Source organism: Priestia endophytica (assembly GCF_026790145.1).
GTDB lineage: Bacteria > Bacillota > Bacilli > Bacillales > Bacillaceae_H > Bacillus_I > Bacillus_I endophytica_A.
The window spans coordinates 1-15,739 of the sequence record NZ_JALAMS010000003.1; the positions used below are offsets into that span (position 1 = coordinate 1).

General features: G+C 36.6%; 13 protein-coding genes. 5 read left to right on the forward strand and 8 right to left on the reverse strand.

Annotated features, from left to right (window positions below; all coding sequences use genetic code 11):
• Positions 1 to 458: 458 nt before the first annotated feature.
• The 8 genes from MOC86_RS04245 to dnaA form a co-directional block, all read right to left on the reverse strand.
• On the reverse strand, positions 459 to 770 hold the full coding sequence (locus MOC86_RS04245; RefSeq protein WP_268582937.1) for an HD-GYP domain-containing protein: 312 nt from the start codon (positions 768 to 770) through the stop codon (positions 459 to 461).
• A 10-nt stretch (positions 771 to 780) separates the two neighbouring features.
• A complete protein-coding gene (locus MOC86_RS04250; RefSeq protein WP_268582938.1) occupies positions 781 to 1,257 on the reverse strand; it encodes a hypothetical protein in 477 nt (158 codons plus the stop codon).
• 100 nt (positions 1,258 to 1,357) lie between these two features.
• Positions 1,358 to 3,859 carry a DNA gyrase subunit A gene (gyrA, locus tag MOC86_RS04255; protein ID WP_268582939.1) on the reverse strand — a complete coding sequence of 834 codons (2,502 nt, stop codon included), beginning with the start codon at positions 3,857 to 3,859 and terminating at the stop codon, positions 1,358 to 1,360.
• 90 nt (positions 3,860 to 3,949) lie between these two features.
• A complete protein-coding gene (gene gyrB, locus MOC86_RS04260; protein WP_019394655.1) occupies positions 3,950 to 5,872 on the reverse strand; it encodes a DNA topoisomerase (ATP-hydrolyzing) subunit B in 1,923 nt (640 codons plus the stop codon).
• A gap of 136 nt (positions 5,873 to 6,008) precedes the next feature.
• Positions 6,009 to 7,124, reverse strand: coding sequence for a DNA replication/repair protein RecF (gene recF / locus MOC86_RS04265; RefSeq protein ID WP_124051717.1), 1,116 nt, complete (start codon positions 7,122 to 7,124; stop codon positions 6,009 to 6,011).
• A 14-nt stretch (positions 7,125 to 7,138) separates the two neighbouring features.
• Positions 7,139 to 7,351, reverse strand: coding sequence for a S4 domain-containing protein YaaA (gene yaaA, locus MOC86_RS04270; RefSeq protein WP_019394657.1), 213 nt, complete (start codon positions 7,349 to 7,351; stop codon positions 7,139 to 7,141).
• A gap of 110 nt (positions 7,352 to 7,461) precedes the next feature.
• The gene (dnaN, locus tag MOC86_RS04275; protein WP_268582941.1) at positions 7,462 to 8,598 is read right to left on the reverse strand and encodes a DNA polymerase III subunit beta; all 1,137 of its coding nucleotides are present in this window, start codon (positions 8,596 to 8,598) and stop codon (positions 7,462 to 7,464) included.
• A gap of 184 nt (positions 8,599 to 8,782) precedes the next feature.
• The gene (gene dnaA, locus MOC86_RS04280) at positions 8,783 to 10,132 is read right to left on the reverse strand and encodes a chromosomal replication initiator protein DnaA (protein WP_268582943.1); all 1,350 of its coding nucleotides are present in this window, start codon (positions 10,130 to 10,132) and stop codon (positions 8,783 to 8,785) included.
• 595 nt (positions 10,133 to 10,727) lie between these two features.
• Here dnaA and rpmH point away from each other — a divergent pair.
• The 5 genes from rpmH to mnmG all read left to right on the forward strand — a co-directional run bounded on the left by rpmH (position 10,728) and on the right by mnmG (position 15,723).
• Positions 10,728 to 10,862 (forward strand): 50S ribosomal protein L34, encoded by a 135-nt coding sequence (gene rpmH / locus MOC86_RS04285; protein ID WP_019394660.1) that lies wholly within the window; start codon positions 10,728 to 10,730, stop codon positions 10,860 to 10,862.
• A 172-nt stretch (positions 10,863 to 11,034) separates the two neighbouring features.
• Complete coding sequence (gene rnpA, locus MOC86_RS04290; RefSeq protein ID WP_243516100.1) at positions 11,035 to 11,373, forward strand: ribonuclease P protein component; 339 nt, start codon at positions 11,035 to 11,037, stop codon at positions 11,371 to 11,373.
• Between the two features lie 43 nt (positions 11,374 to 11,416).
• Entirely contained in the window at positions 11,417 to 12,181 is a 765-nt protein-coding gene (spoIIIJ, locus tag MOC86_RS04295) for a YidC family membrane integrase SpoIIIJ (protein WP_268582945.1), read from the forward strand.
• A gap of 237 nt (positions 12,182 to 12,418) precedes the next feature.
• Positions 12,419 to 13,807, forward strand: a complete 1,389-nt coding sequence (gene mnmE, locus MOC86_RS04300; RefSeq protein ID WP_268582946.1) for a tRNA uridine-5-carboxymethylaminomethyl(34) synthesis GTPase MnmE — start codon at positions 12,419 to 12,421, stop codon at positions 13,805 to 13,807.
• Positions 13,808 to 13,824: 17 nt separating this feature from the next.
• Complete coding sequence (mnmG, locus tag MOC86_RS04305; RefSeq protein WP_268582947.1) at positions 13,825 to 15,723, forward strand: tRNA uridine-5-carboxymethylaminomethyl(34) synthesis enzyme MnmG; 1,899 nt, start codon at positions 13,825 to 13,827, stop codon at positions 15,721 to 15,723.
• The last annotated feature ends 16 nt before the right edge of the window (positions 15,724 to 15,739 follow it).

A 15,739-nucleotide genomic window follows, 5' to 3' on the forward strand; every position in this document is an offset into this window, starting at 1 on the left:
CTCTCCATAGAAAGTTTGGTTTCATCTTTCGATGTCCATAGCTTGTTGTTTCTTATAAGAAACGTTGTTTTAAAAATAGAATTAACGTTGACGTATTTTGTTCAGTTTTCAAAGAACTTGTCTTAAGCGACTTACTCAGTATAACTCATATCTACTAAGCTTGTCAACCTCTTTTTTTCAGCTCTAAGTTGTCTTGAGCTGACTTTTAAAATATTATCATAGAAATGCTTACATTGGCAACCCCTTTTTCACTTTTTTATAAAATTTCTGCAATGTATAGACCATTCTTCCCTGATAAGTCTAGAAATGAAGCATCTTCATCAAGTCTAATAAGTGGTTTGGAAAGATCACTTTGATTGATAAAAACAATTTCTCCTCTTTGATTATTATTTAATAAAATTCTTCTTCCAATGGCTGTTAAAGATATTTCTTTCCTAAGGATTATGAGATACTCAAAATCATATTTTCCAAAAGTTTTTTCGCATTTCTTCTAGTACAGTGAAAGGTATTTTCTTCTCTCCATGCGCTTTACCACTTACCATAGCATAGAACGTATCTGCAACTGCTACAATTTTGCTATAAGGATGAACTTGATTTCCGGTAAGACCAAGAGGATACCCTGAGCCATCAAGACGCTCATGATGTTGAAGAACAGCAAGCTTGCTTCCCTCTGTTAACAAACGTAGGTGGCGAACCATTTGATAGCTTTTACTAGGATGGACTTTAATCATTCTTTTTTCAGTTTCACTTAATACCTCATTACTTTTCAAGAAAAGATGCTCATTCATACGAGAAAACCCACAGTCCAATAAAAGCAGCAATTAAACCTACAGCTACTGGATGATGATAAAAATAATTTTCTTTTGATTGATATCTACAGAGATTTAAAATATGAGAGGAAGTAGAAAAATCTTTGAAAAAGGGAATAAATCTTTTTCTGATATCTATCATGTCAATCATCATCCCAGCTTGCCATCCTTGAAATATTTTCTTATATTCCTCTATAGCTTTTTTATATTGATCAACAAATGTATTATACTTTTCAATACTCTCATATAATTCATTTATTTCTTCTTCTGGATTAGATAATGATGTTCTTTCTTGAACTCTTATCTCTTTAATGAGAAAAGCTCGCAAAACTTGTATTCTATGTTTTGTAATCTTCATTCCTTTTGGCATAATAATATGTCCACCTTGAGAACATACATCCTCTTTCACAACAAAGCCTGCTTTTAAATCTTGAACTAAAACGTTCACTATTCTCGCCTCCTCAAACAGCATTTCTATGAATGAGTAAAATTATACTAAAAAAAGAGCGCATATAGCGCTCTTTTTTCAATGATTTTATTTAGAAGGTTTAATCTTCTTGTTCCTCTGTTTCTTCAGCTTGAGGACTTTCAAGATGTTCTCCTTCTTCATCAAGATCTTCATCTTCACTTTGTACACGAGCAACAGTTGAAACATATTCATCATCACCAAGACGAATAAGTTTAACTCCTTGTGTATTTCTTCCTGTTTGAGAGATGTCCTCAACAGATACACGAATAAGAACACCATGAACAGTAATAAGCATTAAATCATCGTCAAGATTAACAGATTTTAAAGCTACAACATCACCATTTTTCTCTGTAATGTTACACGTCTTGAGTCCTTTACCACCACGCGTTTGGATACGATAGTCTTCAACTGGAGTTCTCTTTCCATATCCATTCTTCGTGACTACAAGAATATCATCTTCATCTGCTGAGATTTCCATTCCTACTACTTCATCATCATTAGCAAGAGTGATTCCCTTTACACCAGTAGCTGTTCTTCCCATTGAACGAACATCGTTCTCATCAAAACGAATAAGCAATCCTTTCTTCGTTCCAATGACCATATGCTGTTCTCCATTTGTTAAGCGAACAGAAATCAATTCGTCTTCTTCACGAAGGTTAATTGCAATCAGTCCATTAGTACGAATATTCTCAAAGGATGACAGTGGTGTTCTCTTAGCAATTCCATCCTTAGTTGTGAAGAATAGATAATCTGTATCTGTGAATTCTTTCACTGGGATAATAGCATTAATCCATTCTCCTTTTTCAACTTTTAGAAGGTTAATGATTGGTAGACCTTTTGCTGTTCGACTATACTCAGGAATTTCATACCCTTTTGTTCGGTATACTTTTCCTTTATTTGTAAAGAATAGAATCGTGTCATGTGTAGAAGTTGTTAAAAGCTGTTCAACAAAGTCATTTTCATTCATATTCATCCCTTGAATGCCTCGTCCACCCCGACGCTGACTTTTATATGTTGAAACAGGAAGACGTTTAATATAACCATTATGCGTCAGTGTAATAACAATGCTCTGCTCAGGAATTAAGTCTTCATCTTCAATGTTTTCAATGCCACCATCTAAAATTTCTGTTCGGCGGTCATTACTAAACTTCTCTTTCACTTCTGTAAGTTCTTCACGAATGATTTCAAGTACTTTTTCATCATCTGCTAGAATTGCGCGAAGTTCTGCAATTAAAGCTAATAGGGATTGATACTCAGCTTCGATCTTCTCTCTCTCTAGACCTGTCAAACGTTGAAGACGCATGTCTAGAATTGCTTGAGCTTGCTTTTCAGAAAGAGAGAAGTTCTCCATTAACCCCTCTTTAGCTATATCTGCTGTTTGAGAACTACGGATAAGCTGGATGACTTCATCAAGGTGATCAAGTGCAATTTTTAGTCCCTCTAAAATATGAGCACGCGCTTCTGCTTTACGCAATTCAAACTCTGTACGGCGACGAATAATTACTACTTGGTGATCAAGATAATGCTGTAAACACTCTCTCAGACTAAGTACTTTAGGCTGACCGTTAACAAGCGCAAGAGTGTTGATTCCAAAGCTTGTTTGTAAAGCTGTATGTTTATAGAGATTGTTAAGAAGTACGCTTGCATTCGCATCACGACGAACTTCAATAACAATACGCATGCCACGGCGATCTGATTCATCACGTAAGTCTGTTATTCCATCAATTCTCTTATCACGAACTAGATCAGCAATCTTCTCAATAAGCTTTGCTTTGTTCACTTGGTAAGGAAGCTCCGTTACAATAATTGTTTCTTTTCCATTGCTCTTCTGTTCAACATCCACTTTTGCTCTTAATGTAATAGACCCTTTTCCTGTTTCATAAGCTTTACGAATCCCACTTCTTCCAATGATATGAGCTCCTGTAGGAAAATCAGGACCAGGAATAATGTCCATAAGCTCCATTGTTGTAATCTCTGGATTTTCACTAACGGCTAATACCCCGTCAATTACTTCTCCAAGATGGTGTGGTGGAATGTTTGTAGCCATACCAACAGCAATTCCTGACGAGCCATTTACAAGAAGATTAGGGAAGCGAGAAGGTAAAACAACAGGTTCTTTCTCTACCCCATCATAGTTATCTTGATAGTCAATTGTATCTTTATTAATGTCACGCAGAAGTTCCATAGAGATTTTAGACATCTTAGCTTCTGTATAACGCATAGCTGCTGCTGCGTCTCCATCAATTGATCCGAAGTTTCCATGGCCGTCAACAAGCATATGACGATAGTTGAAATCCTGTGCCATACGTACCATTGCATCATAAACGGCTGAATCACCATGTGGGTGATACTTACCAATTACTTCCCCAACAATACGTGCGGATTTCTTATATGTTTTATCAGCGGTAATTCCTAAATCATTCATTGCATAGAGAATACGACGGTGCACAGGCTTAAGTCCGTCTCTCACATCTGGTAAAGCCCTTGAAACGATAACGCTCATTGCATAATCAAGGAATGAAGTTCGCATTTCTTGGCTAATGTTAATTTCATGAATTCGAGAGCTTGGCGTATCTGCCATAACAGTAAACCTCCTTGTGAGACCCAATAACAAGTCTCTGTTCCATATATAATGCAGGATAAGAACTCATCAACTTACCCTGCACTGGTGTTAAATATCTAGGTTTTTCACATATTTTGCATTTTCTTCAATAAAGTTTCTTCTCGGTTCTACTTTGTCTCCCATCAAGATCTCAAATGTTTCATCTGCTTCCATTGCATCTTTCAAGCTAACTTGAAGCAATGTTCTTGACTCAGGATCCATCGTTGTTTCCCAAAGCTGCTCAGGATTCATTTCTCCAAGTCCTTTATAACGCTGAATACCAGGCTTTGATGTTCCAGAGAAGTTTTGAAGAACTTGTTCTAAGTCACGATCTGTGTAAGCATATTCAACTTTCTTATTTTGAGAAACTTTATACAATGGTGGCTGTGCAATGTATATATATCCTTTTTCGATAATATTTCTCATATAACGATAGAAGAATGTTAGAAGAAGTGTTCTAATGTGAGCTCCATCAACATCTGCATCAGTCATAATTACGATTTTATGGTAACGAGCTTTTGAGATATCAAAGTCTTCTCCAATACCTGTACCAATTGCTGTGATAATAGCTCGAACTTCATCATTAGAAAGAATGCGATCAAGACGTGCTTTCTCTACATTAAGGATTTTACCTTTTAGAGGTAGGATAGCTTGGAAATGGCGATCACGCCCTTGTTTAGCAGAACCTCCAGCTGAATCACCCTCAACAATGTAAATCTCACCAATTGATGGATCTTTTGAAGAGCAATCTGCAAGTTTTCCTGGTAGATGTGATACTTCTAAAGCACCTTTACGTCTTGTAATTTCTCGTGCTTTCTTTGCAGCAATACGGGCTCTTGAAGCTGTAAGTCCCTTTTCAATAATACGTCTTGCAACACTTGGATTTTCAAGTAAGAAAGTTTCAAAGCGTTCTGTAAATAGTGAATCTGTAATTGTACGTGCTTCACTATTTCCAAGCTTTGTTTTTGTTTGTCCTTCAAACTGTGGATCGGGATGCTTAATAGAAATAATCGCTGTTAAACCTTCCCGAACATCTTCCCCTGTTAGATTTGTATCATTGTCTTTAAAGATTTGATTCTTTCGCGCATAATCATTGATTACACGTGTTAAAGCTGTTTTGAAACCAGACTCGTGTGTTCCACCTTCGTACGTGTTGATGTTATTGGCAAACGAATAAATATTGCTTGCGAAACCATCATTATACTGAAGCGCAACCTCAATGGAGATATTATCTTTCTCTCCTTCTACATAAATCGGTTCTTCATGAAGAACTTCACGTGAACGGTTTAAATGTTCTACATATGACTTAATTCCGCCTTCGTAGTAATATACATTCTCTTTCTCTTCTTCACGTTTGTCACGGATAATGATTTTGATTCCACGATTTAAAAACGCTAACTCGCGAAGACGGTTAGCAAGTGTATCATAGTCATACTCCAATGTTTCTTGGAATATTTCCGGATCTGGTTTAAAGTGAGTAATTGTTCCTGTATGATCAGTTTTTCCGACTACTTTAATATCTTCTTGAGGAATGCCTCGCTCATATTTTTGATAATGAATTTCTCCATCACGATGAACATGCACTTCTAAGAAAGTAGAAAGTGCGTTTACAACTGAAGCCCCTACCCCATGAAGTCCACCTGACACTTTATAACCGCCACCGCCGAATTTACCTCCTGCGTGTAAAACAGTCATGATAACTTCTAAAGCAGGACGACCTGTTTTTTCGTGGACGCCAACAGGAATTCCACGTCCATTATCTTGTACAGTGATACTATTATCTTTCTCAATTGTGACAGTAATTTCGTCACAAAAACCTGCTAACGCCTCATCAATACTATTATCAACAACTTCCCACACAAGGTGGTGAAGACCTTTTCCACTTGTAGATCCAATGTACATACCAGGTCTTTTCCGGACGGCTTCCAAACCTTCTAATACCTGAATTTGATCAGCTTCATATGATTGGTTTTGTACTTCTTTTTGTTCCATTGTCAACTATATCACCTACACTTTTTATTGGGCCAAATCACTTTCATCCTCTCATAAAGAGGACAATCCTTTTCCCTCCCCTGAGCTAGGTTAAATTGATCTTGAATATGACTCTTTTATTCCCATTAACAGACTGTCAAACTTTCTCAATCTCCCCAGCCTTCACATGAAAGGTGGTTGCTTTTTGTAACGTTTCGTGGTGAATCCCGTCAATATTTGTTGTTGTCACAAAGGTCTGAACTTTTCCTTGAATCGTATTGAGCAAATGTGACTGACGATAATCATCTAATTCAGATAATACATCATCGAGAAGTAGAATCGGATACTCTCCAATCTCTCCATGAATAAGCTCAATCTCAGCAAGTTTTATAGAGAGTGCTGTTGTACGCTGCTGTCCTTGAGAACCGAAAGTTTGCACATCTTTATCATTTACGTAGAAAATTAAATCATCGCGATGTGGACCTGCTAATGTGATACCTCTGTCGATTTCTCTCATCTTTATTTTATCAAACTTTTCATAGTATGCTTGTATCATTTTCGACAAATCTTGTTCAGCTGATACATCAACAGAACTTTTATATTGAATTTTCAGCGTTTCAAGCCCTCTGCTTATCCCATGATGAATAGGCTCTGCCCAATCTTGAAGAAGCTGTAGAAACTCATATCGCTTCTTTAAAACAGATGCAGCAACTTCTGAAAGCTGAGTTGTATAAACATCTAATAAAGATTGATCAGTTACTTTTCTCGTTTGGAGCTGTTTTAAATATTGATTACGTTGATGGAGAATTTTTTGATATCTGGCTAAGTCATGCATGTAAACAGGAGAAACTTGTCCGATTTCCATATCAAGAAATCGTCGTCTTACTTGTGGGTTTCCCTTTACAAGATTAAGGTCTTCTGGAGCAAACATCACAGTGTTCATTGCTCCAATATATTGACTGAGTCGTTTTTGTTCAAGTCCGTTGTACTTAGCCTTTTTCCCTTTCGTAGATACGATCAGTTCAAGAGATAAAGGTCCTGAATTTCGAGTAAGCTCTCCTTGTATCTTAGCAAAATCACAGTCCCACTTAATAAGTTCTTTATCTTTTGATGTACGATGAGATTTTGCCATAGAAAGCACATAAATAGCTTCCATCACGTTTGTTTTCCCTTGTGCATTCTCGCCTAAAATGACGTTCACTTTGTTCTCAAACGAAATAGTAGCTTTCTCATAGTTACGATAATTTTTCAGCTGTAGTTCATTGATATGCAAGATTTCACCAACTTTTATGAAACAACAAATTGACCAACTGTCGGAATGTCCACTTGATCACCCGTTCTTAATTTTCGTCCACGGCGATCTTCGCTTTCTCCGTTTACAAAAACCTCATGTTCACTAAGGAACCATTTAGCCATTCCACCAGACTGAATCACGTCTGCAAGCTTCAAAAACTGCCCTAAAGTAATGAAGTCTGTTGAAATTTGCACTTCTTGAGCCATCAATATCTCCTACTTTCCAAAATGATCTATCTTTTTTATTTTACTAAAAAATTTAAAAAGAGAAAAGAAAGCTACTAGTCCTCTTCTAGTAGCTTTGTTCTCTTTATGAATTAATATGTTCGTACTGGTAAAATTAATTGTAACATAGAATCGTCATCTAATGTGCGAATAACAAATGGACGCATAGCCCCTGTGAAGTTTATTTTAATTTCACTGCCCTCTAAAGCCTTAAGTGCATCAAGCATATATTTAGCACTGAAAGAGATTTTCAGCTCTTCCCCCTCTACTGATTTACTTTGCACTTCTTCACTTACTTTTCCGATTTCAGGAGAGTTTGAAGAAATCTCAATAATTCCCTCTGGCATTGTAGAAAGTTTAACAACATTGTTTCGTCCTTCACGAGCTAACAATGATGCTCGGTCGATAGATTGAAGAAATTCTTTTACATTCAATACAACATCTGTTTTACTGTCATCTGGAATAAGACGAGATGTATCAGGATAGTTGCCGTCTAATAAACGAGAGAAGAACAGCAGATGTTTTGTTTTAAATAAGACTTGATTTTCTGTAATGACGATATCAACAAGCTCGCTTGAATCATCCAGAATCTTGCTGAATTCATTCAAGCTCTTTCCTGGAATTACAATGCTATATTTTTCTTGATTTGTTGTCTCAATTTTAGCTTTTCTTAAAGCTAAGCGGTGGCTGTCTGTTGCAATACATGTCAACTCACCATCTTCAAGTTTCCAGTTTACACCTGTCAAGATGGGGCGTGTTTCTGACGTGGACACTGCAAACACTGTTTGTCGAATCATGTTTTTAATTAAGTCTGTAGGTACACTAAACATGTTTTCTTCTTCAATTTGTGGAAGCTGTGGATATTCTTCTGCATCTAAACCATTTAAATTAAATTCTGCTTTTCCAGAACGGATAACTGTAGAAAAGTTATTTTGAACTTCAATTTCTACTGTTTCTTTTGGCAGCTTCTTAACAATCTCGCTAAAGAAACGAGCTGGTAGAACAATACTGCCTTCTTTTTCAACATCTACAATATGTTTGTCTTCATCTTCTTTTGGAATGAAAGATTCAATTGAAACATCTGAATCGCTTCCTGTCAATGTTACTCCTTCATCAGAAACAACAATCTTGATCCCTGTAAGAATTGGAATTGTTGTACGAGAAGAGATAGCTTTCATCACATCTTGAACACTTTGAACTAAATAATCTTTTTGAATTGAGAATTTCATTTTCTCTTGTTCCTCCTTTTTTTATCTGGAGAGTTCTTTTATTTATTATTTTTTAATAGAAAAATAGCAGTAGTAATAGTAGGGGCTGTGAAAATGTGGATAACTCTTAGAAACCCAGAAAATAAAGTCTATCCACATGTGGACAGACTGTGTGTAAATGAGTCTAAGTTATTCACATAATTCACTATGACCTTTGTAGCATATCTTGAATTTCTTTAACTTGCTTTTGAAGTTGAGCATCAGAATCAAGTAATTTTGAAATCTTTTCATGTGCATGGATGACTGTTGTATGATCTCGCCCTCCGAACTCTTCCCCAATTTTCGGTAGAGAGAAATCAGTTAATTCGCGAGATAAATACATAGCAATCTGACGCGGAAAAGCAACTGATTTTGTACGCTTCTTCGCTTTAAAATCTTCTAACTTTACATTGTAATGTTGCCCAACAACACGCTGGATATCATGAATGGTAATAACACGTGGTTTTGAGCTTGGGATGATATCTTTTAGGGCTTCAGCTGCTAAGTCAGCATTGATGTCCTTGTTGATAAGAGATGAATATGCAACAACTCTTATGAGTGCGCCCTCTAATTCACGAATATTCGAGTCAATTTGGTTTGCGATATAGAGCATAACCTCATTTGGAATATCCAATCCATCTGCTTTTGCCTTCTTGCGCAGAATGGCGATCCTTGTTTCCAAATCTGGAGGGGTAATATCAGTGATTAATCCCCATTCAAAACGTGAACGAAGACGATCTTCTAGTGTTGGAATCTCTTTTGGTGGTCGATCACTTGAAATGACAATCTGTTTGCTTTCTTCATGCAATGTATTAAACGTATGGAAGAATTCTTCTTGAGTTTGTTCTTTCCCCGCTAGAAATTGAATATCATCTATAAGCAATACATCAACGCTGCGATACTTATTACGAAATTCAACTGCTTTATTATCTCGAATTGAATTAATGAACTCATTTGTAAACTTTTCAGAAGATAAGTATACAACTTTTGCTGATGGGTTATGCTCTAATACATAATGACCAATAGCATGCATAAGGTGAGTTTTGCCAAGTCCTACTCCCCCATAAATAAAAAGCGGATTATAGGCCTTTGCTGGGGCCTCGGCAACTGCTAGTGATGCAGCATGGGCAAAACGGTTTCCAGACCCAATAACAAAGGTTTCAAATGTATATTTGGAATTAAGCATGCTTGGAGAGAACTCTGCTACATCATCTACTTTTTTCTTTTTTTCTTTAGGCTGGTCAACGTCAAGCTCATTTGAAGATTGGTGTTGAGGGATAATAAATTTAATTTCAAGCTCTTCCCCAGTAAGTGAGTACAGCGTTTCTGAAATTAAGTTTCCATAATGAGCCTCAAGCCAATCACGGGCAAAATCATTTGGTGCTGTAATTGTTAGTGAACTTCCTTGAAGTGAATGTGCTTTTGTAGATTTTAGCCAAGTTTCAAAGCTAGGCTTGCTCAATTTTTTTTGAATTTCTACTAGTGCCTTATCCCATAAATCATGAATATTTTCCAACAATACCCCTCCTTTTTTGAAAACTAAAGGGTTGTACAACTGTTGTACAACTTAGATTTTTAAACAAATTGACGATATAAATTAGAATACATATTTATGCAAAGAACTAATTGTGAATAAGTATATAATATAGAAGAAACTAGAGTATTCGACAAAATTAACAGCCTGTGGACAAGTTTATATACACCCTGTGGTAAAAATGTCCACACTTTATCCACAATTTGTGGATAAAGTTAGAAATAATGATGATCTATTAAAGTGAAAACAAAAATATCATATCAAAGAAAAACAATAGTTGCAATGAATTTCAGAAACTTATCCACAATGACTACAGGTTGTGGAGTAAACTTTTCCACAGTACTAGATTATGTGTAATAGATGTCGATAAATGGTGAATGATCGTTAAAAAGAGGAGTAACTTTATCCACAGAGCAAAATAGGCCTATAAATGCATAAAGAAAATCAGCCTTTTTTATTGCTCTTGGTTTATTATGGTTTTAATCATTTCATGATTTGAAGTTGACAGAATCGAGGGGTATTCTCTATAATTAGTAAGACTGTCTTTTTAAGATATTCCTCAGGGAGGTGTAATATAATGAAAAGAACGTTTCAACCCAATAAACGTAAGCGTAGTAAAGTTCATGGTTTCCGTAACCGTATGAGCTCTAAAAACGGACGTCACATTTTAGCTCGTCGTCGTCGTAAAGGAAGAAAAGTATTATCTGCTTAGACCACTGAACTGTCAGTGGTCTTTTTTTTCTTATTTTTATTACAAATTTTCTCGGATAAGCGAGTAAATATTTTATAATTTTGAAATGAAAAGATGCTTTTAAAAAATATATGTAAGAGGCTTCTTAAAGTTGGCTATACTGTTGAATGAAGAAGTCCAGGAGCTGTTAGAGATGGAAAAACGTTATCGTGTAAAACGAAATGAAGATTTTCAGAAGATATTTAAGAGAGGAAAGTCAACGGCAAATAGACAATTTGTTGTTTATACGCTCGATAAGCGTGATCAACAAAATTTTCGCGTAGGACTTTCTGTCGGTAAGAAGTTAGGAAATGCTGTAACACGAAATCGAATTAAGCGTTTAATTCGTGAGGCGCTGCAAGAAGTAAAAGATCAGCTGCCAAAAGATAAGGATTATATTATTATTGCCCGCTTTCCAACCGCTGAGATGTCACACAGCGAAATTCAAAAAAGTCTTTTTCATGTTTTAAAACGAGCAAAGCTTATTCAATAGATTTACATCAAAGAGTTGGGCGGGGAGAGAAGGAGGGAAAACCGTGAGAAGTAGAGTTCTCGCTTTATGCCTTGTTGCTCTCTTTTTTCTAAGCGGCTGTACTGAGGTTCAGGAGCCTATTACAAGAGAGAGTGAAGGACTGTGGAACGAGTATGTTGTTTACCCCATTTCACAAACGATCATCTACCTTGCTCAACTCTTTGGGAATAACTTTGGCATAGCAATTATTATCGTTACTGTTATGATTAGAGTTCTTATTTTCCCATTGATGGTGAAACAGATAAGAAATACAAAAGCAATGGGAGCCCTTCAGCCTGAGATTGAGAAGCTGAAAGAGCAGTATCCAGATAAAGATGCTCATTCACAGCAACAGCTCCAAGAAAAGATGATGGAACTTTTTAGCCATTATAATGTGAATCCACTATCTGGGTGTTTACCAATTTTAATTCAAATGCCTATTCTCATTGCTTTTTTTCATGCTATTACGAGAACAAAGGAAATTTCCGAAAATAATTTTCTTTGGATGAACTTAGGTAGCCCTGATCCATACTATTTTCTGCCTATCATTGCGGGCATTACTACTTATATGGGTCAAAAACTGATTATGGCAGGAGCTGAGAATGATAATCCACAGATGGCTATGATGCTTTGGGTTATGCCTGTTATGATTGTTATTTTTGCTTTGAGTTTTCCTGCTGCTCTTTCTCTTTATTGGAGTGTTGGCAACATTTTTATGATTGCTCAAAGCTTCTTTGTTAAAGATCATATTGAAAAAAGGACAGCAACTCTTCTAAAAACAACAGAATAATCAAAAAAAGCTTGAGGGGGTCCTCAAGCTTCTTTTTTTAAAAAGATATTGTGAAAGAATTGTTATCCACATGTTAATAATGTAGAATAGAAATGTTTTTTACAAAACAATGTGTATAACTTTCAACAAAAGACAATTTTGTCTATTATAGATTTATGTTATTCTAATATATTAGAGCTTTATTTTACACAAAACCATTGTTTTTTATAGATAGAATATCGAAAAGAGGTGAAAAATATGCTTGAACTTGATACAATCGCAGCCATTTCAACTCCAATGGGAGAAGGAGCTATTGCTATTGTAAGATTGAGTGGCCAAGAGGCAATTTCTATTGGGGATAAAGTTTTTCAAAGTCCAAATGGTAAACGTCTAAGCAATGTTCCATCCCATACGATTAACTATGGCCATATTAAAGATCCAGCTACAGATGAAATTGTTGAAGAAGTAATGGTGTCTGTTATGAAAGGACCTAAAACTTTTACAAGAGAAGATCTTATCGAAATTAACTGCCACGGTGGTATTGTTTCCGTAAATCGAGTGCTACAACTCATTCTCTCACAAGGAGCTCGTTTAGCAGAGCCTGGTGAGTTTACGAAACGTGCTTTCCTAAATGGTCGTATTGACCTTTCTCAAGCAGAAGGCGTTATGGATTTAATTCGTGCTAAAACAGATCGTGCCATGAATGTGGCCTTAGGTCAAGTTGAAGGGCGACTTTCGAAACTTGTTCGTCATCTTCGTCAAGAAATCCTTGAAACGCTTGCACATGTTGAAGTGAACATTGATTACCCTGAATACGATGATGTAGAAGAAATGACCCATAATGTGTTAATCGAGAAAGCAACAGGTGTGAAAAGTGAGATCGAAAAACTGTTGAGAACTTCTCAACAAGGGAAAATTTTGCGCGAAGGTCTTGGAACTGTTATCGTAGGACGTCCAAATGTCGGTAAATCATCCCTTTTAAATAGCCTTGTACATGATACAAAAGCTATTGTAACAGATGTACCAGGAACAACTCGAGATGTAATTGAAGAGTATGTAAATGTAAGAGGGGTACCACTTCGCCTTGTTGATACAGCAGGAATTCGCGAAACAGAAGACATTGTTGAGCGAATTGGTGTAGAACGTTCTCGTGAGTATTTGAAAAAAGCAGACTTAATTTTGCTTGTCCTTAACTACCATGATGCCCTTACACAAGAAGATGAGCATCTTTTTGAAGCTGTGAGCGGTATGGACTATATTATTATTATTAATAAAACAGATCTAGAGCAAAAAATTGATTTAGAACGTGTGAAAACTCTTGCAGGTGGAAAACCAGTCATTTCAACTTCTCTTCTTCAAGAACAAGGGATTGATGAGCTAGAAGAAGCTATTTCTTCTCTTTTTTTTGAAAGCGGAGTTGAAGGACAGGATTTAACATATGTATCAAATACGCGTCACGTAGCGCTTTTAAATCAGGCGAAAAATTCGATTGATGAAGCAATTATGGGCATTGAGAGCGGTGTTCCAATTGACATTGTCCAAATTGATTTAACACGTACGTGGGAGCTTTTAGGTGAAATTATCGGAGATGCTGTTCACGAAAGTTTAATTGACCAGCTGTTCTCTCAATTTTGTTTAGGAAAATAAGGAGGAATACGCAAGATATGCAACAATATGAAGCAGGAAATTATGATGTTGTTGTCATTGGGGCAGGTCATGCTGGCTGTGAAGCTGGATTAGCTTCTGCTCGCCTTGGAGCTAAAACACTTGTGCTCACTCTGAACTTAGATATGGTTGCTTTCATGCCTTGTAACCCATCTGTAGGCGGTCCTGCTAAAGGAATCGTTGTTCGCGAGATTGATGCGCTTGGTGGAGAGATGGGGCGCAACATTGATAAAACATATATTCAAATGCGTATGCTGAACACAGGCAAAGGTCCTGCTGTCCGAGCGCTACGTGCACAAGCTGATAAATTCTCTTATCAACACGAAATGAAAAAAACATTAGAAGAAGAACCGAACCTTACGCTTATGCAAGGAATGGTTGAAAAACTTCTTGTAGAAGATGGAGAATGTAAAGGTGTTATCACAAACACAGGAGCCATCTACAATTCTAAGACAGTTGTTATTACAACAGGAACATTCTTACGCGGGAAAATTATTCTTGGACAGCTTCAATACTCAAGTGGACCAAATAATCAGCAGCCATCTATTCATTTGTCTGAGCATTTAGAGGAACTTGGGTTTGATCTTGTTCGTTTTAAAACAGGAACACCACCTCGTGTAAAGAGTCAGTCCATTGATTACAGCAAAACAGAGATTCAGCCTGGTGATGAATCACCACGTGCTTTCTCTTACGAAACAACGCAATATATTACAGATCAGCTTCCATGCTGGTTAACATATACAAGTGAGCGTACACACCAAATTATTGATGAAAACCTACATCTTTCACCAATGTATTCTGGCATGATTAAAGGAACAGGACCTCGTTACTGTCCATCTATTGAAGATAAAGTGGTTCGTTTTAATGATAAACCGCGTCATCAAATTTTCCTTGAGCCAGAAGGTCGTAACACACAAGAAGTATATGTTCAAGGGTTATCCACAAGTCTACCTGAACATGTTCAACGCGAAATGTTGTCAACAATCCCAGGGCTTGAAAATGTGGAAATGATGCGTCCGGGTTATGCCATCGAATACGATGCAATCGTACCAACACAGCTTTGGCCAACACTTGAAACAAAACGTGTGAAAAACCTTTATACAGCAGGTCAGATTAACGGAACATCTGGATATGAAGAAGCCGCAGGACAAGGAATTATGGCAGGAATTAATGCAGGTCTTCGTGCATTAAAGAGAGAAGAGTTAATTCTTAGTCGTTCAGATGCTTACATCGGTGTCTTAATTGATGACCTTGTTACAAAAGGAACAAATGAACCTTATCGTTTATTAACATCTCGTGCTGAATATCGTCTTCTTCTTCGTCATGATAATGCGGACCTTCGTCTAACAGATATTGGTCATAAACTTGGATTGATTTCTGAAGAACGCTATGAGAAATTTAATACTAAAAAAGCAGAGATTGAAGAAGAAAAGAAACGTTTATATAACACAATTATTAAAGCAACAGACGAAGTTCAAGAAGTGATTCGAGAAGCAGGTGGAACAGAGCTAAAAGATGCTGTTCGTGCTTCAGATTTATTAAAGCGTCCCGAAATGACATATAGCGCGGTTAAAAAGCTTGTTCCAGCTGATAAGGAACTTGATTATGATGTTGAAGAACAAGTTGAAATTCAGACAAAATACGAAGGCTACATTCAAAAGTCATTGCAACAAGTAGAACGTCTGAAAAAACTTGAGAATAAAAAAATCCCAGATGGCATTGATTATGATGCAATTACAGGCTTAGCAACAGAAGCTCGTCAAAAACTAAAACAAGTTCGACCACTTACGGTTGCTCAAGCTTCTCGTATTTCAGGGGTTAACCCAGCAGACATTTCAATTTTACTTGTTTATATTGAACAAGGACGTATTGCAAAAGTCTCAAATGAATCTAATTAAATTTATAAATTAAGTT